The sequence below is a fragment of the Pseudomonas sp. Y39-6 genome, from assembly GCF_023651955.1.
GTDB classification, from domain to species: Bacteria; Pseudomonadota; Gammaproteobacteria; order Pseudomonadales; family Pseudomonadaceae; genus Aquipseudomonas; species Aquipseudomonas veronii.
In genome coordinates this window covers 3,937,956-3,964,478 of the sequence record NZ_CP069594.1, presented here as the reverse complement: position 1 = coordinate 3,964,478, position 26,523 = coordinate 3,937,956, and the positions used below count along the sequence as shown (strand labels likewise).

At 62.2% G+C, this 26,523-nt stretch carries 21 protein-coding genes and 2 riboswitches; of the genes, 18 read left to right on the top strand and 3 right to left on the bottom strand.

The window, feature by feature from the left end:
- Positions 1-14: 14 nt before the first annotated feature.
- Genes JN756_RS17855 through JN756_RS17845 form a run of 3 tightly spaced genes read right to left on the bottom strand, consistent with a single transcriptional unit; the run spans position 15 to position 1,308 of the window.
- On the bottom strand, positions 15-407 hold the full coding sequence (locus tag JN756_RS17855) for a cobalamin biosynthesis protein (RefSeq protein ID WP_128192522.1): 393 nt from the start codon (positions 405-407) through the stop codon (positions 15-17).
- Positions 404-1,108, bottom strand: coding sequence for a CbtA family protein (locus JN756_RS17850; protein WP_128192521.1), 705 nt, complete (start codon positions 1,106-1,108; stop codon positions 404-406). Before JN756_RS17850 ends, JN756_RS17855 begins: the two co-directional genes overlap by 4 nt.
- An 11-nt stretch (positions 1,109-1,119) precedes the next feature.
- Entirely contained in the window at positions 1,120-1,308 is a 189-nt protein-coding gene (locus JN756_RS17845) for a CbtB domain-containing protein (protein WP_017846597.1), read from the bottom strand.
- Between the two features lie 96 nt (positions 1,309-1,404).
- Positions 1,405-1,614: riboswitch (cobalamin riboswitch) on the bottom strand.
- A 41-nt stretch (positions 1,615-1,655) separates the two neighbouring features.
- A riboswitch (cobalamin riboswitch) is annotated at positions 1,656-1,855 on the top strand.
- A gap of 92 nt (positions 1,856-1,947) precedes the next feature.
- Here JN756_RS17845 and cobW point away from each other — a divergent pair.
- The 18 genes from cobW to tssJ all read left to right on the top strand — a co-directional run bounded on the left by cobW (position 1,948) and on the right by tssJ (position 26,520).
- Positions 1,948-3,015 carry a cobalamin biosynthesis protein CobW gene (cobW, locus tag JN756_RS17840; protein WP_046383143.1) on the top strand — a complete coding sequence of 356 codons (1,068 nt, stop codon included), beginning with the start codon at positions 1,948-1,950 and terminating at the stop codon, positions 3,013-3,015.
- Between the two features lie 3 nt (positions 3,016-3,018).
- Positions 3,019-6,780, top strand: coding sequence for a cobaltochelatase subunit CobN (gene cobN, locus JN756_RS17835; RefSeq protein ID WP_201021145.1), 3,762 nt, complete (start codon positions 3,019-3,021; stop codon positions 6,778-6,780).
- Positions 6,780-7,781, top strand: a complete 1,002-nt coding sequence (locus tag JN756_RS17830) for a magnesium chelatase ATPase subunit I (RefSeq protein ID WP_128192519.1) — start codon at positions 6,780-6,782, stop codon at positions 7,779-7,781. Before cobN ends, JN756_RS17830 begins: the two co-directional genes overlap by 1 nt.
- 53 nt (positions 7,782-7,834) lie before the next feature.
- Positions 7,835-8,437, top strand: coding sequence for a vWA domain-containing protein (locus JN756_RS17825; protein WP_104904542.1), 603 nt, complete (start codon positions 7,835-7,837; stop codon positions 8,435-8,437).
- Between the two features lie 110 nt (positions 8,438-8,547).
- Complete coding sequence (locus tag JN756_RS17820; RefSeq protein WP_250690788.1) at positions 8,548-10,947, top strand: type VI secretion system Vgr family protein; 2,400 nt, start codon at positions 8,548-8,550, stop codon at positions 10,945-10,947.
- A 10-nt stretch (positions 10,948-10,957) separates the two neighbouring features.
- Positions 10,958-11,728 carry a toxin Tle1 chaperone Tla1 gene (gene tla1 / locus JN756_RS17815; RefSeq protein WP_057006126.1) on the top strand — a complete coding sequence of 257 codons (771 nt, stop codon included), beginning with the start codon at positions 10,958-10,960 and terminating at the stop codon, positions 11,726-11,728.
- Positions 11,729-11,803: 75 nt separating this feature from the next.
- Entirely contained in the window at positions 11,804-12,331 is a 528-nt protein-coding gene (tli1a, locus tag JN756_RS17810) for a Tli1a family immunity protein (protein ID WP_411220337.1), read from the top strand.
- Positions 12,319-12,999, top strand: a complete 681-nt coding sequence (gene tli1a, locus JN756_RS17805; protein WP_312023782.1) for a Tli1a family immunity protein — start codon at positions 12,319-12,321, stop codon at positions 12,997-12,999. Before tli1a (JN756_RS17810) ends, tli1a (JN756_RS17805) begins: the two co-directional genes overlap by 13 nt.
- 138 nt (positions 13,000-13,137) lie before the next feature.
- Positions 13,138-13,671: a Tli1a family immunity protein gene (gene tli1a / locus JN756_RS17800; protein WP_082107747.1), complete on the top strand. Its 534-nt coding sequence runs from the start codon at positions 13,138-13,140 to the stop codon at positions 13,669-13,671.
- Complete coding sequence (locus JN756_RS17795) at positions 13,659-15,992, top strand: T6SS phospholipase effector Tle1-like catalytic domain-containing protein (RefSeq protein ID WP_201021141.1); 2,334 nt, start codon at positions 13,659-13,661, stop codon at positions 15,990-15,992. Before tli1a (JN756_RS17800) ends, JN756_RS17795 begins: the two co-directional genes overlap by 13 nt.
- Positions 15,989-16,252: a PAAR domain-containing protein gene (locus JN756_RS17790; RefSeq protein ID WP_057006124.1), complete on the top strand. Its 264-nt coding sequence runs from the start codon at positions 15,989-15,991 to the stop codon at positions 16,250-16,252. The genes JN756_RS17795 and JN756_RS17790 overlap by 4 nt, the downstream gene beginning before the upstream one ends.
- Positions 16,249-17,370 (top strand): KPHS_23130 family T6SS system protein, encoded by a 1,122-nt coding sequence (locus JN756_RS17785; protein WP_502940945.1) that lies wholly within the window; start codon positions 16,249-16,251, stop codon positions 17,368-17,370. Before JN756_RS17790 ends, JN756_RS17785 begins: the two co-directional genes overlap by 4 nt.
- Positions 17,357-20,713 (top strand): ImcF-related family protein, encoded by a 3,357-nt coding sequence (locus JN756_RS17780; RefSeq protein WP_250690787.1) that lies wholly within the window; start codon positions 17,357-17,359, stop codon positions 20,711-20,713. Before JN756_RS17785 ends, JN756_RS17780 begins: the two co-directional genes overlap by 14 nt.
- 72 nt (positions 20,714-20,785) lie before the next feature.
- A complete protein-coding gene (locus JN756_RS17775; protein ID WP_169865808.1) occupies positions 20,786-21,565 on the top strand; it encodes a sterol desaturase family protein in 780 nt (259 codons plus the stop codon).
- Positions 21,562-23,148, top strand: coding sequence for a type VI secretion system protein TssA (tssA, locus tag JN756_RS17770; RefSeq protein WP_201021139.1), 1,587 nt, complete (start codon positions 21,562-21,564; stop codon positions 23,146-23,148). The genes JN756_RS17775 and tssA overlap by 4 nt, the downstream gene beginning before the upstream one ends.
- Before the next feature lie 24 nt (positions 23,149-23,172).
- Positions 23,173-24,942: a type VI secretion system baseplate subunit TssF gene (tssF, locus tag JN756_RS17765; RefSeq protein WP_057004703.1), complete on the top strand. Its 1,770-nt coding sequence runs from the start codon at positions 23,173-23,175 to the stop codon at positions 24,940-24,942.
- Entirely contained in the window at positions 24,906-26,003 is a 1,098-nt protein-coding gene (gene tssG / locus JN756_RS17760; protein WP_201021138.1) for a type VI secretion system baseplate subunit TssG, read from the top strand. The genes tssF and tssG overlap by 37 nt, the downstream gene beginning before the upstream one ends.
- Positions 25,984-26,520, top strand: a complete 537-nt coding sequence (gene tssJ, locus JN756_RS17755) for a type VI secretion system lipoprotein TssJ (protein WP_201021137.1) — start codon at positions 25,984-25,986, stop codon at positions 26,518-26,520. Before tssG ends, tssJ begins: the two co-directional genes overlap by 20 nt.
- The last annotated feature ends 3 nt before the right edge of the window (positions 26,521-26,523 follow it).

Here is a 26,523-nt window from a genome sequence, read left to right as displayed (position 1 = left end):
CGATTATCGCGGTTTCAGTCGACGCAGGCCAATGCCAAGGTGGCCCGGGCGGATTTTTTGCGCGGGACCAACAGGCGCGCAGGGGCGTCGCCGAGTTGTTCGGCCAGGGCCAGGGCGGCGCTTTCGGCGATGCCGTAACAACCGGTATGGGCAAAGGCGACGGCAGACCTGTGGCTCAGGCGGTCGTCATACATCGCCAGGTGCGCCGCGCTGAAGCAGTGCAGCGGCAGGTTCAGCCATTGGGCCAGGGCCAGCAAGCCCGGTTCATCCTGCTTGCGATCAAGGCTGGCCAGGGCGGTGATGCGATGGCGCTCGATACCGCCCTCGGCGAGGGCGGCGTCCAGCAGGTCCAGCAGGGCTTGAAACTCGCAGCCGCGCTGGCAGCCCAGGCCGACCACGAGGTTCATGCGATGTATCGATCGTCGCGGTTGCGGCGAAACAACCAGGCGCTGATCAGCCCCAACGCCAGCCAGAACGCGACGTTGGTCAGTTGCGAGGCGATTTTGAACTGCGCTTCCAGAGCCTCAGGGGCCAGCATCGAATGCACTTCAGGTTGCGGAGCGCCAATCACATGAGGCACCGCGAGGATTGCCGCGCCCAGCGCTTTGAGCAGCCAGTTGCCACCGAATACCAGCAGCGCGATACCGGCCGCGGTTGAGGCCGCCGTGCCGATCCACCAGATCTGCCGTTGTGCCAGGTCGGCGGCGGCAGTGCCCGGCAATTCCGGCGGCAGGCCCAGGGTTGGCGCCAACACGAAGGTCGCGTAACCGGCCAGGCCCCACAGCAGGCCTTGAGCCGTGCGAGTCGGCGCGCGCAGGGTGTAGAGCCCGGCGAGCATCAAGGCGAAACCGACCGCCACCACCAGATTGCCGCCGGTGGTCGACAGCACGCGCTGCCAGCCGTCTTCCGGCTCCCAGGCTTCGGCGTCATGAGTGTGTGCAGCGGTGCCAGCGGCGTGCTCGTGTGCCACTTGTGTCGCGGCTGGGGCTTTTTCAAAGGTTTCCGCCTGCATGATCAGCGGGGCGACCCAGAAACTTTGCAGCAAGGTCAACAACAGGGCGGCCAGCAGCCCACTGAAACCTGCGGTTTGCGCAATACGCTTGATCATGTCGGCAGGTCTCAATGGCACGGGAACGCGGCGCTGTGGCGGGTATCGTGGGCGGCGTTGTGTACCGCTTCGATATGCGAGAACCCGGCGAAATACACCAGGCACGCGCCGAGGATCGACGCGCCGATGGCGGCGCCCAGACGTTGGCTCAGGGTGGCGGTGCTGCTGGTGCTAGGCGAGGTGCTGCTGATGATCGACATGGCGCGTCCCTTCAGGGGTTCAGGGTGACACGAGCGCATGCAAAACCCGCGAGCCAGGCACGCAGGGTTCAAACAGCGCCCGCCCACCGCGGGTTTGTTAGATGATTTTTTCGGGCCGGTCTCCGGGCTTGCGAGGGGGCTCTTGAACTGAGTCCTGAAAGCATCGCCTTCCCATGCACAAAGCACAGTGGCCGTGACGCTTCGCTCGCTTACCGTTGCGGGGGCAGCACCGGACTGGTCATATCGCTATGACGCACCGGTTTCCCGTTTCACCCTGTGAAGGGCACCCGAAACAAGGTGTGTAGGAAAGCATGCAGGGCGACGGTAGTCAAATTGACTGAGCCCCTGTAGCCTTGCACCCTCGAGGTTCTTCGGCCCAGGCCGGAGCTAAGAAGGGAACGCGGTTCAAGCCGCGGCTGCCCCCGCAACTGTGAAGGGTTTATCTGACTGCCACGCCACTGCCATCAAGGCGGGAAGGCGCAGCCAGCGCCGGTCGCAAGACCCGCAAGCCCCAAGCCAGGAGACCTGCCTCGCAACCGATTTTTCAATTCAACCGGGCGGGGTGATCCGGTGACGAAATCTGCTGCTGCGCGTCGCGCAGGGCCTATCGTCCCGTATGCCCGCCCCCAAGGGCATCCGATGAAAACACTGGCCAAACTCCCCGTCACCATCGTTACCGGCTTTCTCGGCTCGGGCAAAACCACCTTGCTGCGCCATATGCTCGATAACGCCCAGGGCCGTCGCATCGCGGTGATCGTCAACGAGTTCGGCGAGCTGGGCATCGACGGTGAAATCCTCAAGCAGTGCTCCATCGGCTGCACCGAGGAAGAAGCCAACGGCCGCGTGTATGAACTGGCCAACGGCTGCCTGTGCTGCACCGTGCAGGAAGAGTTCTTCCCGGTGATGCGCGAACTGGTTGCCCGTCGCGGCGACCTTGACCATATCCTCATCGAAACCTCCGGCCTGGCCCTGCCAAAACCCTTGGTCCAGGCGTTCCAGTGGCCGGAAATCCGCAACGCCTGCACGGTCGATGCGGTGATCACCGTGGTCGACAGCCCCGCCGTGGCGGCCGGCACCTTCGCCGCCTTCCCGGATCAGGTCGACGCCCAGCGCAAACTCGACCCGAACCTGGACCACGAATCACCGCTGCATGAACTGTTCGCCGACCAACTGGCCAGCGCCGACCTGGTGATCCTCAACAAGTGCGACCTGATCAGCCCCGACGACCTGGCCCGCGTGCGCCTGGAAGTCGCCGAAGAGTTGCCGCCGGCGGTGAAGATCATCGAAGCCAGCAGCGGTCGGGTACCGCTGGACGTGCTGATCGGCCTGGGCGCCGGCTCCGAAGAGCACATCGACGGTCGCCATAGCCATCACGATCATCATCACGAAGGTGAAGACGATCATGATCATGATCACGATGCGTTCGACTCCATTTCCATCGACTTGCCCCAGTCCGACGAAGCCCTGCTGCTCGACGCCCTGAGCCAATTGGTGGTGCAGCACGGCATCCTGCGCGTCAAAGGCTTCGCGGCGATCCCGAACAAGCCGATGCGCCTGCTGATCCAGGGCGTGGGTACACGCTTCGACAAACACTTCGACCGCGCCTGGAGCGCCGATGAAGCGCGCATCACGCGCCTAGTGCTGATCGGCCAGGACCTCGACGCGGCGGGCCTCGAAGCGCAATTGCGCGCCGCCCTCAGCGTTTAACCCATGCACCTGCTCAGGACCCAGCCCGGCGGTTTCGTCGCGGACGACAACATTGCCGACCTTGGGCAAACCCCCGCCGAGCTGGTGATCCTGTGCAGCGGCGACTCCAGCCTGGCGCTGCTGGCCGAAGCGGCCCAGCAGTTGCCCGAGGATTACCCGAGCCTGCGCCTGGCCAACCCGATGCAGGTGCAGAACCATGCATCGGTGGACCTGTACGTCGATGAAGTGCTGCGCCACGCTAAGGTCATCCTGATTTCCCTGCACGGCGGCATCGGCTATTGGCGTTACGGCGTCGAGCGTCTGGTGGCGTTGGCCGAGCGCGGGGTCACGCTGATCCTGGTGCCGGGGGATGACCGCCCCGACCCGGAACTCAGCGGCCTCAGCACCGTGGATGCCGCAGCGCGTGACCGCCTGTGGCAGTTCCTGCGCCAGGGCGGCCTGGGTAATGCGCTGGATTTTTATCGCTGCCTGGCCAGCGCCTACCTGGGCCGCGACTATGCCTGGGCCGAGCCGCAAACCCTGGCGCGCAGCGCGATTTATCACCCGCGTAAAGCCAATGCGTGCCTCAACGACTGGCAGTTGGATTGGAATCCTGAGTTCCCGGTGGCGGCGGTGCTGTTCTACCGCTCCCATCTGCAAGCGGCCAATACCGGTTTTATCGATGTGTTCTGCCAGCGTCTGCAGGCGGCGGGCCTGAATCCGTTGCCGATGGCAGTGGCCAGTCTGAAGGAGCCCGGCTGCCTGACGGTGGTCGAGGACTGGCTGGATGAGGTCGGGGCGGCGGTGATTCTCAACACCACCGGCTTTGCCCAGTCCAGCCCCGAAGCGCCGCATTTGCGCCCGTTTCGCCGCAATATCCCGGTGATCCAGGCGATTTGCGCCCAGGACAACCAACCCGCCTGGCAGGCCAGCGAACAAGGCCTCGGCCCGCGCGACCTGGCGATGCACATCGCCTTGCCGGAACTGGACGGGCGCATCATCAGCCGACCGATCAGCTTCAAGGACCTGGCCTGGCGCAGTGAGCGCAGCCAGTCGGACGTGGTGTGCTACCGCGCAGCGCCGGAACGCATGGACTTTGTCGCTGAACTGGCGCGCCGTTGGGTCGAACTGGCGCGGGTGCCGAATGCCGACAAGCGCATCGCCCTGATCCTGGCCAATTACCCGACGCGCGACGGCCGCATCGGCAACGGCGTCGGCCTGGACACGCCGGCGGCGGCGCTGAATATCCTGCGGGCCTTGCAGGCCGAGGGTTATCCGCTGCCCGAAATCCTGCCGGAAAGCGGCACCGCGCTGATCCACGAACTGCTCGGTGGCGTCACCAACGACCTGGACAACCTCGACCTGCGCCCGTGCCACCAAAGCCTGGGCCTGGACGACTACGAGGCGATGTTCAAGCGCCTGCCCGAAGCCAACCGCCAGGCGGTGCTGGAACGCTGGGGCACGCCGCACAACGACCCGATGTGCCGCGACGGCCGCCTGATGATCGCCGGCCTGCGCCTGGGCTTGACGTTTATCGGCATCCAGCCGGCCCGCGGTTATCAGGTGGACGCCAGCGCGGTGTACCACGACCCGGACCTGGTGCCGCCTCACGCTTACCTGGCGTTCTATTTCTGGTTGCGCCACACCTACGGCGCTCACGGCGTGATCCACGTCGGCAAGCACGGCAACCTGGAATGGCTGCCGGGCAAGGGCGTCGGGCTGTCGGAAAATTGCTGGCCCGACGCGCTGCTCGGGCCGCTGCCGAATATCTATCCGTTTATCGTCAACGACCCGGGTGAGGGCGCCCAGGCCAAGCGGCGCACCCAGGCGGTGATCATCGATCACTTGATGCCGCCGCTGACCCGTGCCGAAACCTACGGGCCGCTGCGCGACCTGGAGCTGTTGGCGGACGAATACTACGAAGCGCAACTGCTCGACCCGCGCCGCGCCCGCGAGCTGCAAAAGGACATCCTCAAGCTGGTGCGCGAAACCCGTATCGACCAGGAGCTTGAGCTGGACAGCGAGGCCGACGCGGCGATCTGGCTGCCGCGCCTGGATACCTACCTGTGTGACCTGAAGGAATCGCAGATCCGCGACGGCCTGCATATCTTCGGCGAGTCGCCCCAGGGCCGCTTGCGTATCGACACCTTGCTCGCGTTGCTGCGTATCCCGCGTGGCGACGGCCGAGGCGCGCAATCGAGCCTGTTACGGGTGTTGGCCAAGGCCTTCGAGCTGGGTTTCGACCCGCTGGACTGCGCCCTGGCCGAACCCTGGACCGGACGCCGCCCGGAGGTTTTGCAAAGGATCGATCTACAGCTGTGGCGCACCGCCGGTGATACCCGCGAGCGCCTGGAACTGTACGCTGCACGGTTGATCGAGCAGGCGCTGGCGGGGCCGCTGGAACAGCTGGAAGAGCCCGGTTGGGAGGACGTCAAATCCGTCATCGAAAGTCTGCGCAGTGTCGTGGCGCCACGCCTGGATGGGTGCGGCCCGGCGGAAATGCGCGGCCTGCTCGATGCCCTGGGCGGCCGCTTCGTGCCGGCGGGCCCGAGCGGCGCGCCGAGCCGGGGGCGTCTGGATGTGCTGCCCACCGGGCGCAATTTTTTCAGCGTCGACGTGCGCAACCTGCCAACCACCACTGCCTGGCGCATCGGTTTCCAGTCGGCCAACCTGATTCTCGAGCGGCACCTGCAAGACCACGGCGACCACCTGCGCCAGCTCGGCCTGTCGGTGTGGGGCACCGCGACCATGCGTACCGGCGGCGACGATATCGCCCAGGCCATGGCCCTGATGGGGGTACGCCCGGTGTGGGCCACGGGCAGCCAGCGGGTGGACGACTTCGAAATCCTGCCGATCAGCCTGCTGGACCGCCCGCGTGTCGACGTGACTTTGCGCGTGTCCGGGTTCTTCCGGGATGCCTTCGCCAACCTGATCCGCCTGTTCGATGCGGCGGTACAAGCGGTGGCGGCGCTGGACGAGCCTGACGATATGAACCCGCTGGCCGCCAAGGTCCGTTGCGAGCGCCAGGCGTTGCTTGAGTCCGGCCTGGACGAGGCCGCGGCGGCGAAACAGGCGGGCTGGCGTATTTTCGGGGCCAAGCCGGGTGCCTATGGCGCTGGCGTGCAGGGCGCGATCGACGGTCGCTTGTGGCAAAGCCGCGAGGACTTGGCCGAGGTCTACCTGAATTGGGGTGGCTACGCCTATGGTGGCGCCGACGAGGGCACCGCCGCCCGCGGGCAATTCGCCCAACGCCTGAGCCAGGTGCAGGCGGTGCTGCAAAACCAGGACAATCGCGAGCACGACCTGCTCGATTCCAACGATTACTACCAATTCCAGGGCGGCATGCTCGCCGCCGTGGAAACCCTGAGCGGCGACAAGGCCGCCAGCTACCATGGCGACCACAGCCAGCCGGACGTGCCGAAGATCCGCACCTTGAAGGAGGAGCTGAACCGGGTGATCCGTGCCCGCGCCGCCAACCCCAAGTGGATCGAAGGCGTGAAGCGTCATGGCTATAAAGGTGCGTTCGAGATGGCGGCGACCGTGGACAATCTGTTCGCCTTCGACGCCACCACCGCGCTGATCGACGATCACCAATACGCCTTGCTCGCCGACGCCTACCTACTCGACCCCGACACCCGCGCCTTTGTGCAACAGCACAACCCTGATGCCCTGCGGGACATGACCGAGCGCCTGCTCGAAGCCCAGCAGCGTGGCATGTGGCAAGCGCCGGGGGCGTATCGCGAGGCGTTGGAAAACCTGTTGCTGGATATAGAAGAAGACAGCTGATGACTGATATTCCCCATTTCCCGCTGTCGGCCGTGGTCGGTGCCGACGACCTGAAACTCGCGCTGTGCCTGACCGCCATCGACCCGAAGATCGGCGGCGTGCTGATCGAAGGCCCGCGCGGCATGGCCAAGTCCACCCTGGCACGTGGCTTGGCGGACCTGTTGGCCAGCGGTCAATTCGTCACCTTGCCGTTGGGCGCCACCGAAGAGCGCCTGGTCGGCACCTTGGATCTGGATGCAGCATTGGGCGAAGGCCGCGCGCAGTTTTCACCCGGCGTGCTGGCCAAGGCGGATGGTGGGGTGTTGTATGTCGACGAGGTCAACTTGCTGCCCGATCATTTGGTGGACCTGCTGCTGGACGTGGCCGCCAGCGGCACCAACCTGATCGAGCGCGACGGCATCTCCCACCGGCATGCGGCGCGCTTTGTGCTGATCGGCACGATGAACCCGGAGGAGGGTGAGTTGCGTCCGCAGTTGCTCGACCGCTTCGGCTTCAATGTGGCCTTGAGCGGGCAAACCGTGCCGGCCGAGCGTGGGCAGATCATCCGCCGGCGCCTCGACTTCGACAGCGACCCCGTGGCCTTCTGCGCGTTGTGGGCCGAACCGCAGGCCGCCCTGCGCGAGCGTTGCACCCGGGCGCGGGCCTGCCTCGAGGCCATTGCATTGGATGACGAGGCGCTGGCACAGATCACCCAACGCTGCTTTGCCGCGGGCGTGGATGGTTTGCGCGCCGACCTTGTCTGGTTGCGTGGCGCAAGAGCGCATGCAGCCTGGCGCGGCGCGACCGCCATCGCCGAGGAAGATATCGAAGCCGTGGCCGAGTTTGCCTTGCGCCATCGTCGCCAGGCGCAGTCCCCGCCGCCCAGCCCGCCCAACCGTGAGGGCCAGGCGCCTCAAGCGTCCGACACTTCACCCGGCCAAGGCCAGTGGGGCGATATGCCCGCACCGGCCTTGCCCACGGGCGCTCGCCGAGACGTGCCCGCCTGGCCAAAAAAGCCTTAGGCATCCGCCCCCGACCTGACGCGGGGGCGGATGCCCGGCCCAAGGCGGGGCGACTGGATAAAGGCAGGCACGGCAAGTCGCGCGACGCGCAGCAGGGCTCGATCAATTGGCCGGGCACCTTGCTCGGCGGGCGGCCGCAGTCTCGTGAGGACCTGCGTTTCCACCTGCGCAGCCGCTCGGCCCAGGAGTTATGGTTGGTGATTGTCGACGCGTCGGCATCGACGCGGCGGCATCGTGCATTGACCGATGCCAAAGGGTTATTGGCGCAACTGTTGGATGACGCCTACCGCCAGCGGGCGCGCATGGCATTGCTGACGGCGAGCGGGCAGTCGCCGAAGTGGCAGGTGCAGGGCCTGAAAGCCGCGAAAAGCCTGGCTGGCTGGCTCGATCAGCTCGGCGCGGGTGGCGGTACGCCGCTGTTGGCAGCGCTGGGCGAGGCGGCGCAATGGCTGGTGGCACGCAGAACGCGTTTCCCCACCGAACAGCAGCGGTTGCTGGTGGTGACCGACGGGCGACTCAAGGAGATTGCCGCGTTGCCATCGCTGGAGTGCCCGGGGTTATTGGTCGATATCGAGCGCGGGCCGATTCGGTTGGGGAGGGCGCGAGAACTGGCTCAGCACCTGTATTTGGATTATCGACATATCGATAGTTTTTAGGCTCTAAAACCAGATCGGGAAGTGTCGCTCTTGTAAAGTCGAATCTTCCGACATTAATCACCGATAACAAATCTTTACTCTCTGGGCTTTCGCGTCCAGGAGTAAAGGGAATGACTTCCAGCGTACTGCCGAGGGTTCTTTTCGATCACAGCCGGCACACCCTGAGTGTGCGCAACATCGAAGCCCGTCTCGACGTGTTGGCCTTTGAAGGCCATGAACACCTGAGCCAACCCTTCACCTATCGCGTGGAATTCACCAGCACCGAACGTGACCTCGCCGCCGAAACCCTGCTTGGCCAGGACGCCCGTTTCAGCCTGCACGCCGCCCCGCAAAAACCACCGGCCTCAGGCTTCAGCGCGCCCGCGGTCAAACCGCTGCGCACCTTGCACGGCGTGGTCACCGGCTTCAAGCGTCAGTCCGGCTCGAACGACCAGGCCCGTTATGAAATCACTCTGCAGCCGCGCCTGGCCCTGCTCGGCCAAGGCAGACAATTTCGCGTCTACCAGCATCAATCCGTGCCGCAGATCGTCGAAAGCATCCTGCGCAGCCGCCACGACTTTGAAGGCCAGGACTTTCTGTTCAGCCTGAAACGCGACTACCCCAGGCGCGAGCAGGTCATGCAATACGGCGAGAGCGACCTGGCCTTCATCGACCGTCTGCTCGCCGACGTCGGCATCTGGTACCGCTTCACCAGCGACGAACGCCTGGGTATCGATGTGGTCGAGTTCTGCGACGATCAGCGCCTCTACCAGTTCGACATCGCGCTGCCGTATCGCCCGCAATCCGGGTTGGGCAGCAGCGGGCAGGACGCGGTGTGGCACCTGCAATCGAACCACCAGGTGGTCGAACAACAGGTGCATATCCGCGCCTACCACCCCCGCGACGCCGGCGCCCACCTGAGCGGCGAGATCGACCAGAGCCGCGGCGCCAGCGGCACCTACGGCGAGGCCTACCACTACGCCGAGCCCTACACGACCCTCGGCGACCGGCTGGATCAGGACGAAGACCTGCTCAGTGAAAGCGGCTACTTCTACGCACGCCTGCGCCACGAGCGTTACCTCAACGCCCAGACCCAACTCAGCGGCATCACCAGCAGCGCCACGTTGGCGCCGGGGCAGGTGCTGCACATCTCCGGCGGCGCGCCCCAAGCCTTCACACCGGGCGCGGTGATCACCGGCCTGACCACCACCGCCGCCCGCGACAGCAGCTTGGTCGCGACCTTCCAGGCCATACCCTATTCAGACACCGTGTGCTTTCGCCCCGCACTGCAGCCCAAACCCCAAATCGCCGGCACCGTCCCGGCCCGCGTCACCAGCCCACAGGCCAACGACCCCTACGGCCACATCGACCTCGAAGGGCGCTACAAGGTCAACTTCCTGTTCGACCGCGACACCTGGAAACCCGGCGAAGAAAGCCTATGGCTACGCCTGGCCCGCCCCTACGCCGGAGATACCCACGGCCTGCATCTGCCGTTGATTCCCGGCACCGAAGTGGCCATCGCCTTTGAACAAGGCGACCCAGACCGGCCCTACATCGCGCACGCGTTGCACGATAGCCAGCATGTCGATCATGTGACCTTGCGTAACTACAAACGCAACGTGCTGCGTACCCCGGCGAACAACAAGCTGCGGATGGATGACACGCGGGGGCGGGAGCACGTCAAGGTCAGTACTGAGCACAGTGGTAAGAGCCAGCTGAATCTTGGGCATTTGGTGGATGGTCAGCGTAAAAAACGTGGGGAAGGGTTTGAGCTACGTACAGATGCTTGGGGGAGCATTCGTGCAGGCAAAGGGTTGTTCATCAGTACGGATATACAGGCCAAGGCTTCTGGTGATGTGCTCACCATGGCGCCAGCCACCGATCTGGTCGCGGGAGCCACACAACAAATCGCTGACTGGCAGGCAATCGCCCAGTCTCATCGCAGTCGCAAACCCGCCATTGATGGTCTGCAACAGTTCCAGGACCACGCCAAAGACCTGAACGCCTCAGCCATCCTACTCAGTGCGCCCAAGGGCATTGGTGCGGTAACCCCTGAAAGCCTGCTGCTCAAAAGCGGCGAGGCGATGTATGTGCAAAGCAACGATGAGATCAACCTGGCAGCCGCTCAACGGCTGTCCGTCCACGCGAATCAGGCCATTTCCCTGCTTGCCCAGCAGGAAGGCATGCGCCTGGTGTCCGGCAAGGGGCCGCTGGAAATCGAATCCCACAACGACGTGTTGAATCTGATTGCCCAGCAAGACATCACCCTGCAGACCGTACAGGGGCATCTGCAACTGACGGCTAAAAACGGCATCACCTTGGCGTGTGGTGGCGGGTATATCCGCATCACACCCGGCGGCGCTATCGACATCCACACCCCGGGCAAGCTCAACCTTAAAGGCCAACACGTCTGGGAAACCACGACCAGCCAGCGCTTTCCTTTGCGTGAGTTGCCGCATTCGGTGTGCGAAGAGTGCCTGAAAATTGCTCAAACGCAAGCAGCGGGCGCGGTCATGCGCGCCACCGACTGAGGGTAGAAAAATGCAAGAACACTACACACGCTGGATCGAGCAAATAGAAAGCCTGTGCGGTTCCGCGAACGTGGGGCATGTCGATGTCGTGGTTGATCAAGCCGCCTGGGATGTATCCCTATTGCCGGCCCTTCGCCTTATGGAACCGGGCATGCGCTGGTTTTCTTTATTCAGTGCAACACCAGAAGAGGCACTGTTGACGCAGGCGCCCATTTTGATGCGAATCAACCTCGACGACTGGCGGCACAAAGCCTGGCTGGAAGAACTGATTGAGCAAGTCGGGCATCTGCCACGCCTCATGCTGTTGATTTCACCTATGCCGTTTGATGTTTTGGCTAAGTCCCTTCAAGGGCTCTCGCAGCTTGAGTGGGGAGGCCAGTCGGGATTGCTGCGCTTCTATGACCCCCGCGTAATGCCCGAAGTGTTGGCCAGCGTATTGAGCCCAGAACAGAAAGAGCAATTTCTGCGGGTGACCCTGTTCTGGAGTTGGCTGAACCGGGACCAGCAGCCTGTCTGGCAGCCTGGTACCTATCGGTCGAATCAGCCCCTGGCTGAAACCTTTCCTCCCATCAACTTGGCTGACGCTCAATTTGACCGGTTGGGCAGCATCAGTGACGCACAGAATCTGTTCGAAGTTGCCAGGGCGAGGTTTTCGGAACTTTCCCATGAGCAGTGTTTTGCATGTTGTTATCGCGTAGTGCTGCAAGCCAGTCAAGAAAACTATTTTGGTGACTTGAAATTATACGCAGAGTTGCATTGGAGTAGGGCGGATGTTGTCTAGCTGATAGGCCTTAGTTGTCTGTTGAGCAATGCAAGTGGGTTCATGCCGAACTTTGGTGCGAATAAGGAGTAGAGGGTGAGCTATTTAAAAAGCAGCGCTATGTACCAATGGGTGGGCGGTTGTTTTCTTGTTTTACTCGCCGGATGCTCGGTGGGGGAGTCCAAGTTTTTAGCGGGTAATTTGAATGGAGTGAACCACACGTCAGCGGCCATTAATTACTTTTCGGTAAATGGCTATGGTGGCGCCAATATATCTCCGCATGGTTATGGTGGTGGGATGTGCTGTGCGATGTTGCCAAGGCAATGGCAGCCAGGCTTGAAGCTTGAAGTGGAGTGGGAAACTGACCCGAACCCCTATGCAAAATCTCCGCCTTTAGGTTCGGATGCATTTCGAATTTTTATGGCCAAACATAAAACCAACTACCAACAACACAGTGCCATAGTAGAGCTTCCTCCTTATGAGGATAGATTGTGTGCGTTGGAAGTGCATTTTTTACCCTGCAATCAAGTCAAGGTCTCCACGTCTTGTTGGCGCTATCCATCACCCAATAGCCCCATCAAGGAACCATTGGAAATGAAGGAGCCAGCCATATGTCCGAAGTGAAGAGCGCCGAATCGTTTTATGTGTCTGACTTTTCCAAGAAAGGATGTTTATCCAGTGAGTCGCAGGAGGTTCTGAATGAAAGAGGTTTGGCGCAGGTATTTTTCTTACAGAGCTTAAGTGTGAATAAGGAGCATGGGATGAACTATTTAGAAGGCAGTGCTATGTGCCGATGGCTGGGCGGTTGTTTGTTTTTGTTACTGGCTGGGTGCTCGGTGGGGGAGTCCAAGTTTTTAGCGGGAAATTTGAATGGAGTGAACCACACGTCAGCGGCCATTAATTACTTTTCGGTGAATGGCTATGGCGGCGCCAATATATCTCCGCATGGTTATGGTGGTGGGATGTGCTGTGCGATGTTGCCAAGGCAGTGGCAGCCAGGCTTGAAGCTTGAAGTGGAGTGGGAAACTGACCCGAACCCCTATGCAAAATCTCCGCCTTTAGGCTCGGATGCATTTCGAACTTTTATGGCCAAACATAAAACCAACTACAAACAACACAGTGCCATAGTAGATCTCCCAGCTTATGAGATAGAAAAGCTGTGTTCATTAAAAGTTCATTTCTTGCCGTGCAATCAGATCAAAGTCACAACTGCCTGTATGGCTTATGGCCAACCTGGATATCCGATTAAAGAACCATTGGAAATGAAGGAGCCAGCCGTATGTCCGAAGTGAAGGGCGCCGAATCGGTTTATGTGTCTGACTTTTTCCAAGAAAGGATGTTTATCCAGTGAGTCGCAGGAGGTTCTGAATGAAAGAGGTTTGGCGCAGGTATTTTTCTTACAGAGCTTAAGTGTGAATAAGGAACATGGGATGAACTATTTAGAAGGCAGTGCTATGTGCCGATGGTTGGGCGGTTGTTTACTTTTGTTACTGGCTGGGTGCTCGGTGGGGGACTCCAAGTTTTTAGCGGGTAATTTGAATGGAGTGAACCACACGTCAGCGGCCATTAATTACTTTTCGGTGAATGGCTATGGTGGCGCCAATATATCTCCGCATGGTTATGGTGGTGGGATGTGCTGTGCGATGTTGCCAAGGCAATGGCAGCCAGGCTTGAAACTTGAAGTGGAGTGGGAAACTGATCCGAGCCCTTACGAAAAAATTAAGCGTAAACCTGATGGATTTAATTTTGATGAGGTTGCGTTGGCTAGGCATGAGGCAAACTATGGGAGATATAGCACCATAGTAGAGCTCCCTCCTTATGAGGGCAGATTGTGTGCGTTGGAAGTGCATTTTTTACCCTGCAATCAAGTCAAGGTCTCCACGTCTTGTTGGCGCTATCCATCACCCAATAGCCCCATCAAGGAACCATTGGAAATGAAGGAGCCAGTCGTATGTCCGAAGTGAAGAACGCTGAGTCGGTTTATGTGCCGGCCATATTTCCCAAGAAAAGGCGCTTGCCCAGCGATTTGCAGAGCGTAAGTGCCAACTACGATCTACAAATGATCGAGGTGGAACAGTACCGCCAAGAGTTGAATGCCCTGCGTGGTTTACGTGGTGCTTCTACCTGCGCACATAGCTTGCATATCAGCTTGTTCTTTGACGGTACTAACAACAACGAACCCTACGACACCCATAAGGCCACGCCGCCCCATCCGACCAATATCGCTCGGCTCTACCACGCCACTCTGGAGCAGCCGGAAAGTGGCTATTTTCGTTATTACATCCCCGGTGTGGGCACCCCCTTTCCTGAAATTGGCGAGCTGGACTTCAGCATGCGCGGGTTGGCCTTCGCCAATCGAGGGGAGGACCGGGTTAATTGGGGGCTATTGCAAATTGCCGATGCGCTGTCCTTCGCCCTGAACAACAAGCAGGGGTTGGATCTGCCAGTCGCCCAGGCCAAGCTCAAAGCCATGGCCAGCACCTGGCCGCTGACTGCGCAGGGTAAAAGCAGCCGGCGCCAGGTCATGGCCTCGCTGCTGGAGCCCTTGCGGACCAGGGTCGCGACCGTGCAGCCCAAGGTGCTGGCGATCAAGCTGTTCGTCTATGGTTTTTCCCGTGGGGCGGCCGAGGCTCGGACCTTCGTTACCTGGTTGAGTGAGCTGTTCGATACCCCGCAAGGGGCCGAACACCCAGAGCAGGCATTATTGGGACTGCCGTTGACCATCGAGTTTCTTGGCTTGCTCGACACCGTGGCTTCGGTGGGCAGCGCCCATGCCGCGCCCTTTGCCGACGGGCATATGGACTGGGCCGATGGCACGCAGCAGTTACCCGATGTCAAGACATTCCCCGAGTGGATCAAGGTCTGCCGGCATTTTGTTGCGGCCCATGAGCAGCGCTTGTGCTTCCCGTTGGACTCGATCCGTTATGCAGATGGCCTTTATCCCCCTTATGCCCGAGAGGTGGTCTACCTCGGAGTGCACTCGGATGTGGGCGGCGGTTACCCACCGGGGGATCAAGGCAAGGCGCGAGGCGGTTCGGGCGAGTTGCTGTCGCAGATTGTGCTACATGACCTGTATGCGGAGGCTTTTGCGGCTGGAGCGCCGTTGACGGTGCCTGAGGCGGTGCTGCCAGATAAGCTCCGGCAGATGCTGCCTACGCGACATATGACTCTTGATACAAAAGAAGAGTTTGACATTACTCCAGAACTCATCGACCGCTTCAACGCCTGGCGCAATACCCTGGGCCTAACCGAAGAAACCACCCCGTCTAACGGCCCATTCCTACGCCTGGGCCACTCCCTCGAAGACGCCATGGCCGCGCAATTGGCCTGGCTTACTGGCTGGCGCATCGAGCGTCTGGCCCGTGGCAGTTACGTCAATCAACCTTTTTACGGCCAAGCCACACAGACCAATGCATCGCTGGAAGCGGCGCAAAAAGCCAAACGTGAGGCTGAGATAGCCATCGCCAAAGAAAAGCGCAAGGCGGCCCGGGGTCAGGAGAACGAAGCACAGCTTCTGTTGGGAACGGCCAGCCCGCCGGCTTACGAACCGGTAAGGGATCAGCAGCAGATCCGCGAGGCCGCTGTGGAGTTCGAACACGACTACCAAGGTTGGCGGCGCGATCAGACCAGCGTGGCAGGCTGGGTCGTCGATGTGGCGCTTAGGGACACGGTGTACCTGCTCAATGACGACGACGAGCAGCAGGAGTATGAGCGGATCAAGGCCGAGGGTGAAATGCGCGCCAAGGAGCTGTTTGTTGAGCTCGGGAACAACAGCAATAAGTTTCGCGTCAGCGATTCGCCGCAGAAAGCTGCACTGGTCGCGCTGTTTGACGACCAGATGCATGACTCGCGTGCCTGGTTTATGCACGACGCTACGAGTTCGCGGGAGTTGTGGGGGGATTATTTTCGTTACCGCATGGTGTATTTCGGCGACGAAACCAACAAGCGCATGACCCCGGTGGTGGTGGCCGGGCGTGTGGTGGGCATCGCACTGGTACTGGGCGGGGTGTACAGCATCCGTCGTCATGGCTGGAAAGGACTGGCTGGCACGCTGGCTGGTGCATCAGTGGGCTACCAGGTGATCGATGTCGTCAGTGGCAAAGTGGAGCCTTTCCTGCCAGGGGCGGAGAAAATCCTGCAACCGACCTTCGCGATCGGTGAGGTGGTGGCACAGCAAACACAAGCCATTATCGAGGGTGAAGAAGCCCTGCGCAGGCAGAACATGTTGGACTATCTGAAACGCACGGGCGGATTGGTCGAGCAGGTTAAGGAGCTGGTGTCATGATGCCCCTGGTACGCATGGGCGACCCACTGCACCCGTTTGGCGGTGAGGTGTTGTCGGGGCATTACAAAGCCTTCGGCAAACCAGTGGCCTGCGTGGATGATCAAGTTCGCTGCAACCTGCATGGCATTACGCACATTACCGAAGGCGCTTCGGGTTCAACCATGGACGGCAAGCCTGTGGCGCTGCACGGCCATCGTTGCGCGTGTGGTTGCCAGTTGGTCAGCAGCCTGCCGGCCACTTCAATGGTGGTTGCGCCATGAACCGTCCGCCTGAGTACCCCGACGTTATCGAACCGGGCGAGCCGCGTTGGCGCAGTTGGTGGTTGGGGTTGGCACTGCCGTGGGGAGTGCAGTCGGCCGTTTTGCTGATGCTGTGGCCCCAGGAGCAACCGCGCCTGGAATGGTGGCTGTGGAGTGCGGTGCTGCCGCTGTGCTGGGCGCTGATCCTGGCGGTGCGTGTGTTGGTGTGGCAGATCGAGCTGTTCAACCGCAAGGTGTATCTGCGCGCGCTGGAGGCCGCCATGCAGGCTTGGTGGCAACGGCGCTCGCTGGGTTTACCGGTGCAGGATGTGTTGTTGCTCGGCCCGGCGGGTGACATGCAAGAAGACTACCTGAACTTGATGACAAGCGTCTCGCCACCCTTGGCGATACCCGGCGCTACACAGCCCATGTTGCGTTGCCCACTGTCGCTGAGTTTGATCAGCGAGCGTGAACCTGCACTGGCACGGCATCTCACCCGTTTAACCTTGGCCCTCCCGGGGTTGTCCGAGTGCTGGCCACAGTTGCGGGCAATTGCCTGGGTGGGGGATGAGAGCGGCCAGGCTGCTTTCGTTGAGGCGTTGGTCCGGGCGGGAGTGGTGTTGCCCGAGGCCCGTTTGCTGCTACAGAACCTGACTGATTTGGATGACCTGATCGATACCTTCCATCGCGATTGTCGTGGCGAGGACGACTGGTTGTTGTGCGCGGGCGTGGCGTCGGTGGCAAGTGCCGAAGAGGGCGAACTGGGGGGTGAAGCGGGTTTCTTCTGGCGAGTGAGCTGGCAGGGGCAGCAGTTGGTGCATCGCGGTGAATACCTTGCAAGCCAGTCGCCCGCCGAGCTGTGTGCACAGATGCAGCGTTACGCCGGACTGCAATCTGCGCCGACCACCTGCCTGGCACTGGATCGAGCCAGCCAGGCTGCGTTTGTAGAGGGCGGCTGGTCGGCAGTCGAACATCAACTGGCCGGGCAATGGGGCGTGCTGGCGCACCTGGCGCCGTTTATCGGGATGTCCCTGGCATTGCTGCAAGCGGGGGCGGCGGGTCAGCCCTGTGGTTGGCTGAGCCAGGATGGAAACCAACGATTGGCGATTGGAGTGGCGGTGCCTTATGGCAACAGTTAAGGACGTGGGTAAGGGCTCGTTGGTTCGTGTGGGGTTGGGCTATCTGCTGATCATGACGCTACTGGTACTGCTCGGTGGTCTGTTGTATGGCTTGTGCAGCGGCTATCTGGGCTGGCCGAAAATGCCGCTCAAGCAATTGCTGCTGTGGGGGCTGGGGGTGTGGTTCGCGCTCTGCTGGTTCTGCCCGGTCATTTTGCTGGCCTGGGATCGTCTGGCGTTTCGCCAGGCACAGCAGGTCGTGAGGGCGGTCACCCAAACGCCGAACTCGCGATTGACCCGGGAACCCGCATCGCCAGATGCGGTAAAAGTGCGCGAGCACCTACGCGAGCACTACGGCCTCTTCTGGCGCCACAAAACCCGCCTGCTGCTCATCATCGGCGAACCCACCGAAATCGAAGCCATCGCCCCCACCCTGGCCGCTCACCAATGGCTCGAAGGCCAAGGCACCGTCCTGCTGTGGGGCGGTAGTGCGCAGGCCGCGCTGGATCAATCATTCCCTGAGCACTGGCGTGGGCTGAGCCGCTGGCGTGCGCTGGACGGAGTCGTCTGGGCGCTGAACGAAACCCAGGCCGCCGACGATGTCGCGATGGGCAAAGGTGTACGCCAGGTGCAGCGCCTTGCCCGTGACTTGCGCTGGCAGTTGCCGTTATCCCTCTGGCAGGTCTGCGGCAGTGCATGGGCGCAGGACACGCGCAAAGCGCAGCCGGTGGGCTGTCAGTTGCCCGCGCGCTTCTCGGCGGCGGCATTGGACGCCGCGCTGAATCGTTTGCTGGAGCCTTTGCGTCGCGCGGGTTTGGCGCAGATGAACGCGGTGATGAAGGATGATTTTCTGCTGCGTTTGTCGCGAGATTTAAAGGGCGAGGGCATTGATCGTTGGCGTCACACCTTGGCGCATCTGGCCGGCGAATTTGCCCGTGGCGTGCCGTTGCGGGGGTTGTGGTTCAGCCTGCCGGTACAGCGCTCGCCGCATGATCAACAACAGGCGTGGTCGGTGGCCCCGGTGTGGCACGGCGTACTCGGCGATAACCCCCGTGGCCGCCGACTGGGCTGGAGCGTGCCGCGAGTTGGCTACGCATTGGCCCTCGGCTTAGCCATGCTGTGGAGCGCAGGACTGCTGCTGTCATTCATCAGCAACCGCACGCAGATCGCCCAGGTACACAGCTCGTTGTCGACCTTGCAACGCGCATCACAAGGCGACGAACAGCTCCTGGCCCTCCATGAACTGGTCCGCGAATTGGCGCGCCTGGATGATCGCGTTCAAGGCGGCGCTCCGTGGTATCAGCGCTTCGGCCTGAATCAAAACCCAGCGCTGCTTGAAACTGTTTGGCCGCGCTACGTCGAAGCCAACAACCGCCTGATCCGCGACCCGGCCGTCGCCGCTTTACGCCAGCAGCTCACGGCCCTGGTCAAGCTGGCCCCGGACAATCCCGAGCGCGCCGAACGCGCCCGTGCTGCCTACGACCAGCTCAAGGCCTACCTGATGATGGCGCGTCCGGCAAAAGCCGACGCCAGTCTGCTGGTGAAAACCCTCGGCGAAGTCGAGCCTTCCCGCGCGGGCCTCTGGCAAGCCCTGGGCCCCACTTTGTGGCAGTTTTACGCTGAACACCTGGCCGCCAATCCCACTTGGCGCATCGACACCGACGCGCGGCTGGTCGCGCAAGTCCGGCAGGTCCTGCTCGGCCAACTGGGTCAACGCAATGCCGAAGCCAATCTGTACCAACAATTGCTCGATGACGCCGCCCATCACTACCCGGCCCTGGGCCTGCCGCAACTGGTCGGCGACACCGACGCCCAGGCCCTGTTCACCACCGAGGCCAGCGTGCCCGGCGTGTTCACCCGCCAGGCCTGGGAAGGCTCGGTGCGCCAAGCCATCGATGCGATCGCCGAGGCGCGCCGCGAGGAAATCGATTGGGTGCTCAGCGACCAACCTGCCGATGTCGACACCCGCCTGAGCCCTGACCAACTGCGCGCCCGCCTCACCGAACGCTACTTCCAGGACTACGCCAGCGCCTGGCAGGATCTGCTCAACAGCCTGCGCTGGCAGCAGGCCGCGAGTCTCGATGAGTCAATCGACCAATTGACGCTGATGAGCGACGTGCGCCAATCGCCCTTGATCGCGCTGCTGAACAGCGTGGCCTACCAGGCGCAGGCGGGCAGCCGACCCCAGGCCCTGGCCGACTCGCTGGTGCAGTCTGCGCAAAAGTTGATCGGGCCGGACAAGGCTCCAGCGATCGAACCGTTGGCCCAGGCCGCCACGGGGCCGCTGGCGGCGACCTTCGGCCCGTTATTGGCGCTGCTGGACAAGTCCAACACAGACGGCCTCAGTCTCCCGGCCTTCCTCACCCGCGTGACACGGGTGCGTTTGAAACTGCAGCAGATCAGCACCGCGCCCGACCCGCTGGAAATGACCCAGGCCCTGGCACAAAGCGTGTTTCAAGGCCGCAGCATCGACCTCACCGACACCCAATCCTACGGTGCCCTGCTGGCCGCCAGCCTGGGCGCGGAGTGGGGCGGGGCGGCGCAGACGCTGTTCGTGCAGCCGCTGGAACAGGCCTGGCAACGCGTGTTGCAACCCTCCGCCGCGGGCCTCAACAGCCACTGGCAGCGCTCGATCGTCAGCCATTGGAACGCCGCCTTCGCCAGCCGTTACCCGTTTGCCGCCACCACCAGCGATGCGTCGTTGCCGATGTTGGGGCAGATGATCCGCGCGGACTCCGGGCGCATCGCACAGTTTTTTCAGCAGCAATTGAGCGGCGTGCTGCGCAAGGAAGGTAGCCGTTGGGTAGCCGATCCGCGCCACAGCCAGGGCCTGCGTTTCAACCCGCAGTTTCTTAGCGCGATCAATCAACTGAGCGAACTGGCCGATGTGCTCTACACCGAAGGCGGCATGGGGCTGAGCTTTGAACTGCAAGGCAAACCCGTGCGCGACGTGGTGCAAACCACCTTCATCCTCAACGGCGACCGGCACCAGTACTTCAACCAGAAAGAAAACTGGCAGCGTTTCAACTGGCCGGGGCGCAGCGACTATCCCGGCGTGAGCCTCAGCTGGACCAGCATACATGCCGGCGAGCGGCTGTTTGGCGACTACCCCGGCACCTGGGGCCTGATCCGCCTGCTGGAAAACGCCCAAGTCACGCCATTGGACGACGGCAACAGCCGCTACCGCCTGGCCCTCAAGGCGCCCGACGGCCTGAGCCTGACGTGGCACCTGCGCACCGAACTGGATGCGGGGCCGCTGGCGTTGCTCAAGCTGCGTGATTTCAGGTTGCCGCAACAGATATTTCTCAATGAGGGCGCCGCAGAAGAACCCTATGCGCAGAACGGGAGTTTCGAACTCCGGTGAATCACTGTTCCATCGGCGCGCTGACGTAACCAAGGAACACCCTTAACAGGTATTGGATACAAAGGATGTGTAATGCAAAAAATTAAAACGTATCTTCGGGACCATGGCCACGCTCCATTCAAATTCGGCGAGGGGCGTATCAGCGGTTATATCTGCGCTGCGCTCGGGCTGTTGAGTCTGCTGGCCGTGTTGTGTTTCTTGCTTCCCGAGTGGCTGACCACGACCGAACTGCGCAAGGTTTACAACGAACAATTGGTGCGTAGCCTGCTACTGCTCGGATTGGCGCTCCTCATCTCCGCGGCGGTCTTTATTCCGCTGGAAAAGCTGTATGCCAAGAATGCGGTGCCGTGGTTATGGCGCTTCCATGCGGTGCACCATTCGAGTACGGCGATGGATTGGCTGGCCGGCTCGCGTGTCCACTTTGTCGAAGTGCTATTGACGTGCACCGCCGTACTGATGCCGCTGATGTTGCTGGGCTTTTCTGCGCAGGCATTGAATGCCTATGTGGTGCTGGTCGGCGTCCAGGCGGTGCTGGCTCATGCCAATGTGTGCATCAAAGGTGGTTGGCTGGAATACGTATTGGTACTTCCACGCTACCACCATTGGCACCATGCCCGTCATCCAGACTACCGCTACAAAAACTATGCGATTCACCTGCCGCTGATCGATAGGGTGTTTGGAACATTCAAATTGCCCGCAAAGGACTGGCCAACGCGCTACGGAGTGTTTGGCGAGCCGTTGCCGGACGGCATTCTGCGTCAGCATCTATATCCATTCCAGAAGCGTGTGCAGACGCGCGGCAAGCATGAGGGTGTAACACAGCCCGCTGGCGTGAGCGAGGGGTCCGAATGAGCCTGCGCGCCTTGATCGCCCGCTGCCTTGGGGAGCGTGACGCACTGTCTGTCGCACACGAACACGCCGCCCACTGGCAACCCTGGCTACACCCCATCAGCACCGAATCCCCCGTCGGCGACGACCCCGGCTACGACGATGACTTCCAACGCATGCGCGAAGAAGTCAACAAACTGTCGGGTGCCGATGCCGAGCAGGTTGCCCAACTGGCGCAGAAGCTGCTGACCCAGCGCTGCAAGGACTTGCGCGTCGCCACGTACTACCTGTGGGCGCGCTTGCACAAAGACGGCGAACTCGGCTTGGCGGATGGCTTGAGTCTGTTGGCCGCGCTGGTGGAGCGCTTTGCCGACGCGGTGCTGCCCAGCCGTCCGAACAGCCGCAAGATGGCCCTGGAATGGTTGGCCAGTGGCAAGGTGTTGGACACGCTGTCGCTGTACCCGGAAGTGGTCAAGGCCGAAGCCGAGCGCACCGCCGCCGCGCTCGCCTGGCTGGAGCGCGGCTTGAGTGGGTGGGCGCCGGAGCAGCGTCCGGATCTGCAGCCGCTGTACGCGGCATTGTCGGCGCGACTGGCGCAGTCCGGCGGGATGGACGCATTGGTCCCGCAACACACCGCCAGCCTTGAGTCGACTGTGCATGCCAACGCGTCGCCGCCGACGATGATCAAATCCGGACGGGACCTGTTGGACAGCGGCCGGGCCCTGACGAGCTACCTGCGCGAGCAACCCTTGGGCTGGCTGGCCGCTCACCGACTGATGAAGAGCTTGCGCTGGGACACCGTGCATCAGACGCCGCCTCAGGAGGCCAACGGCAACACGCGCCTGACGCCGCCGCGTGCAGACTATCGGGCACAGCTCAAGCGTTTGTACCTGCAACAGAACTGGGCGGAGTTGATCGAACAGGTCGAGCGGATGTATGCCGAAGGCGTGAACCATTTCTGGCTCGACCTGCAATGGTACCTGTATCAGGCCTTGAGCAAACAACCCGCACCGCAGGACCGCTGGGCCGCTATCACCAAACGTGACCTGGGCATGTTCCTCGAGCGCCTGCCGGGTCTGGAGGTGCTGAGTTGGAGTGACGGCACCCCGTTCGCCGACGAAACCACCCGCGAATGGATTGCCCAGCACGTCAGCGGCAACCAACCCCAGCAATGGCTGCCCGTACCCTCGGCGGCCGTGGCCAGCAGTGATGCGGACATCTTGTCCCTGGAAGGTGAGGCCGTGGCCCAGGCCGACAGCGACGGCGTGGATCACGCGCTGGCGTGGCTGGCTGCGCGGCCCGGTATCGACAGCGGGCGCCAGCGCTGGCTGCTGCGCTTGCTGATGGCGCGGGTGGCCGAACAGCATGGCAAGAGCGACCTGGCCATTCACCTGCTGGGGGAACTGGACGCCACCGCGCAACGCCAGGCCCTGGCCGACTGGGAGCCGGCGCTGCATTTCGAGGTCAAGGCGCGCCTGCTCAAGCTGCTGCGCGTGAAAGCCCAACGCAACGACGCCGACAAACCCAGCCTGGCGCGGCGCATGGAAACCCTGCTGGCGGCGCTGGTCGCCATCGACCCGGTACGCGCCGCCGTGCTGTGCGGCTAACCCTTATCTATCAGGAGTCGTTCTGTGAACATGGACAATCTCACACTGCGCTATTTCGATGCCGAAATGCGCTACCTGCGCGAGGCCGGCAAGGAATTCGCGGAGGCCTTCCCGGATCGGGCGGCACAGCTCAACCTGGACAAACCGGGGGCGCAAGACCCCTATGTGGAGCGCCTGTTCGAGGGCTTCGCGTTCCTGATGGGCCGCCTGCGGGAAAAACTCGACGATGACCTGCCGGAATTGACCGAAGGCCTGGTCAGCCTGCTCTGGCCACACTACCTGCGCACCATCCCGTCGCTGTCGATCGTCGAACTGGTGCCGGAACTGGCGCAGATGAAGCACAGCGAGTTGATCGCGCAGGGCTTTGAAGTGCTGTCGCAACCCATCGGGCCCCAAAGTACCCGTTGCCGCTACACCACCACCCAGGACCTGGCCCTGCGCCCGCTGGCCCTGGCCTCGGTCGGGCGCGGCTTCGCCCCGGATGGTCGCTCCGTGTTGCGCCTGCGTTTTGCCTGCGGCGCGTTGACCGACTGGAGCCAGATCGACCTGAGTCGCGTGCCGCTGTACCTGAATGCAGAAGGCCCTTTGGCCAGTGCTTTGCATCAGGCGCTGACCCTGAATGTGCAAGCGATGTTCGTGCATTGGCCCGGCCAGACCGAACGCCAGCCGGTCGCCGGGCATTTTGCACCCAAGGGGTTTGCCGATGAAGACCGGCTGTGGCCCAAGGGCGACAGTGCGTTCAGCGGTTATCAGTTATTGCTGGAGTATTTCAGTTTCCGCGAAAAATTCATGTTCGTGACCCTGTGTGGCCTGGAGCACCTGCAGATTGCTCCCGACGCCGCCTGGTTCGAGCTTGAAGTGGTGTTGCGCGAACCCTGGCCGGCCGATTTCGACCTGAGCCGCGAGCATATCCGCCTGCATGCGGTGCCGGTGATCAACCTGTTCGCGCTGGAGGCCGACCCGCTGACCCTGGCACCGTTGCAAAGCGACTACCTGCTGCGCCCCATGCGTTTGCAGGACGGCCATACCGAGATCTATTCGGTGGACCGCGTGACCGCCTCGCGAAACGCCGAGCGCCAGGACTATGTGCCATTCAGCAGCTTTCGCCACAAAGGCGGCATGCTGCGTGACGAGGCTCCCGAACGCTACTTCCATACGCGCCTCAAGCGCGCCGCCAATGGCTTGCATGACACCTGGCTGATCCTCGGCGGCGAGGGCTTCGACAGCGACCGCCTGCGCACGCGTGAAAGCCTGTCGTTGCGACTGACCGGCACCCACGGCCAATTGCCGCGCAAGGCACTGCAAAGCACCGTGCTCGACACGCTGGTGCAAAGCCCCCAGGCCGGTTTGCGGGTGCGCAACCTGTGTGCGCCGAGCTTGCCGTGCTACCCGCCGAACCGCGACCGCTTTCACTGGCGGGTGCTGAGTCACCTGGGCTCGAACTTCCTGCCGATGCTCGACAACGCCGAGGTGTTGCGCGGCACATTGGCCTTGTACGACTGGACGGGCAGCGAACTCAACCGTCGTCGTCTGGCGGCGATCGTCGAGGTCCGTCATCACTTGGTCCAACGTTTCGAGAAAGGCTTTTTGCTACGCGGCGTGGATATCGAGATCACCCTCGACGCCAACGGCTTTTCAGGGGAGGGCGACATCAGCCTGTTCGGCGAGATGCTCAATCGCTTCTTCGCCTTGTATGCCGACATTCATGTGTACACCCAGCTCACGCTGATCCTGCAACCTACTGGAAAGTGCCTGCGATGGAACGAGAATCACAGTCAGCGTATTCCCGGCTGAAAGCCAGCGGTTTGCTGGATGCCTTACAGGGGCAGGTGGCCGAGGCCAATCTGCAGCGTTTTTGCCAGTTGCTGGAACAGGCCTTGCCCGACCATCCGCCGCTGGGCAGCACCGCGCACCCGGCGGATGACGCCGTGCGCTTTCGGCCCGATCCGGGCATGGGCTTTCCGGCCGGCGAGTTGAAGTCGATTGAAATCGATGAAGCGCACCCGGAGCGAGCGGCGACGGTACGCACGCGCTTGCTTGGGTTGTACGGGGTCGATTCGCCGATGCCGACCGTGTACCTGGATGACATCGCGCAGCGTCGGGAGGGGCATGAAGCGCTGGAAGCCTTCCTGGATATGTTCAATCACCGGATCTTCACCCAGTTCTACCGGATCTGGCGCAAGTACTCCTACCCGGCGACGTTCGAAGCGGGCGGCACCGATGCCACCTCGCAATGCCTGCTGGGCCTGATCGGCCTGGGCATTCCCGGCACCGCGCAACAGGTCGCCACGCCGGTCTCGCGCTTTCTGGCCTTGCTCAGCGTGATGCGCCTGCCCACGCGGAATGCACAAGGCATCGTCGCACTGGTCAAATTGCTCGCCCCCGTCACCCAGGTGCAGGTGACTCCGCATTGGCCGCAGAACATTACGTTGGCGGCGCCGGCCAGCCTCTCCCGGCAACGTCCGGTGAGCCTGGCCCAGGGCACGCCGCTGGGGCGTATCGGCCGCGACGCCAACAGCCAGTTCGGTCTGACGCTCTATACCGAGCACGCGCAGGAAGCCCGTGGCTGGCTCCCCGACGGCCAGCTACACCGCGACCTGCGGGTGCTGTTGCGCGTTTACCTGGGGTGGCGTTGCACGGCGAAACTGCGCTTGTCGCTGCCGTTGCACAGCCTGCCTGCGCCGGTGTTGGGGCTGGCCACCCTCCGGCTCGGCATGACCGGTGTACTGGGCTTGGGAGACAGCGCCTGGCGCACGACGGAACACGAGACCCTCACGATCAACCTGGGGCGCTACCAAGGCCTTTCGATTAACCCGCGCAACAGGGAGACACAGCATGTCGCGTACCGTTTTTAATCTTGTGCTGCTGGCGGCTTTCACGCTACCGCTCGGCGGTTGTGGGTTGGCCCAGACCGTGGCGGATGGCACGGCATCCACCGCCAAGGCGATCTTCTACAAGCAGGTCAACACCCTGCATCTGGATTTCAGCGCGCGCACGGCGCTGAACACCGATGCCACGGACATGCGTGCGTTGTCGGTGCCGACCCTGGTGCGGGTTTACCAATTGCGCGACAGCAAGGCGGTGGAGCTGGCGACCTACGAAGGCCTGCTGGGCGATGACGAGCGCTTGCTCGCGCGTGAGTTATTGGACAAACACTCGGTGGTGGTAAAGCCCGAAGAAGGCGCTCAGTTGAACGTGCCGATGGACAAGGACACGCAGTTTGTCACGTTGGTGGCGTTGTTTCGCGACCCCGATACCCGGCAGAACAGCTGGCGCCTGACATTGACGCGTGACGACCTCGACCCGGATCGCGCACGGGTGATCGAACTGGGCGATAACCGCTTGATCCTGCGCCCATTGACGAAGGATTGAGCC

Excerpts from the sequence above, each read along its gene's own strand:
- JN756_RS17855 (WP_128192522.1), bottom strand. The coding sequence starts at position 407 with ATGAACCTCGTGGTCGGCCTGGGCTGCCAGCGCGGCTGCGAGTTTCAA.
- JN756_RS17850 (WP_128192521.1), bottom strand. The coding sequence starts at position 1,108 with ATGATCAAGCGTATTGCGCAAACCGCAGGTTTCAGTGGGCTGCTGGCC.
- JN756_RS17845 (WP_017846597.1), bottom strand. The coding sequence starts at position 1,308 with ATGTCGATCATCAGCAGCACCTCGCCTAGCACCAGCAGCACCGCCACC.
- cobW (WP_046383143.1), top strand. The coding sequence starts at position 1,948 with ATGAAAACACTGGCCAAACTCCCCGTCACCATCGTTACCGGCTTTCTC.
- cobN (WP_201021145.1), top strand. The coding sequence starts at position 3,019 with ATGCACCTGCTCAGGACCCAGCCCGGCGGTTTCGTCGCGGACGACAAC.
- JN756_RS17830 (WP_128192519.1), top strand. The coding sequence starts at position 6,780 with ATGACTGATATTCCCCATTTCCCGCTGTCGGCCGTGGTCGGTGCCGAC.
- JN756_RS17820 (WP_250690788.1), top strand. The coding sequence starts at position 8,548 with ATGACTTCCAGCGTACTGCCGAGGGTTCTTTTCGATCACAGCCGGCAC.
- tla1 (WP_057006126.1), top strand. The coding sequence starts at position 10,958 with ATGCAAGAACACTACACACGCTGGATCGAGCAAATAGAAAGCCTGTGC.
- tli1a (WP_312023782.1), top strand. The coding sequence starts at position 12,319 with ATGTCCGAAGTGAAGAGCGCCGAATCGTTTTATGTGTCTGACTTTTCC.
- tli1a (WP_082107747.1), top strand. The coding sequence starts at position 13,138 with ATGAACTATTTAGAAGGCAGTGCTATGTGCCGATGGTTGGGCGGTTGT.
- JN756_RS17795 (WP_201021141.1), top strand. The coding sequence starts at position 13,659 with ATGTCCGAAGTGAAGAACGCTGAGTCGGTTTATGTGCCGGCCATATTT.
- JN756_RS17790 (WP_057006124.1), top strand. The coding sequence starts at position 15,989 with ATGATGCCCCTGGTACGCATGGGCGACCCACTGCACCCGTTTGGCGGT.
- JN756_RS17785 (WP_502940945.1), top strand. The coding sequence starts at position 16,249 with ATGAACCGTCCGCCTGAGTACCCCGACGTTATCGAACCGGGCGAGCCG.
- JN756_RS17780 (WP_250690787.1), top strand. The coding sequence starts at position 17,357 with ATGGCAACAGTTAAGGACGTGGGTAAGGGCTCGTTGGTTCGTGTGGGG.
- JN756_RS17775 (WP_169865808.1), top strand. The coding sequence starts at position 20,786 with ATGCAAAAAATTAAAACGTATCTTCGGGACCATGGCCACGCTCCATTC.
- tssA (WP_201021139.1), top strand. The coding sequence starts at position 21,562 with ATGAGCCTGCGCGCCTTGATCGCCCGCTGCCTTGGGGAGCGTGACGCA.
- tssG (WP_201021138.1), top strand. The coding sequence starts at position 24,906 with ATGGAACGAGAATCACAGTCAGCGTATTCCCGGCTGAAAGCCAGCGGT.
- tssJ (WP_201021137.1), top strand. The coding sequence starts at position 25,984 with ATGTCGCGTACCGTTTTTAATCTTGTGCTGCTGGCGGCTTTCACGCTA.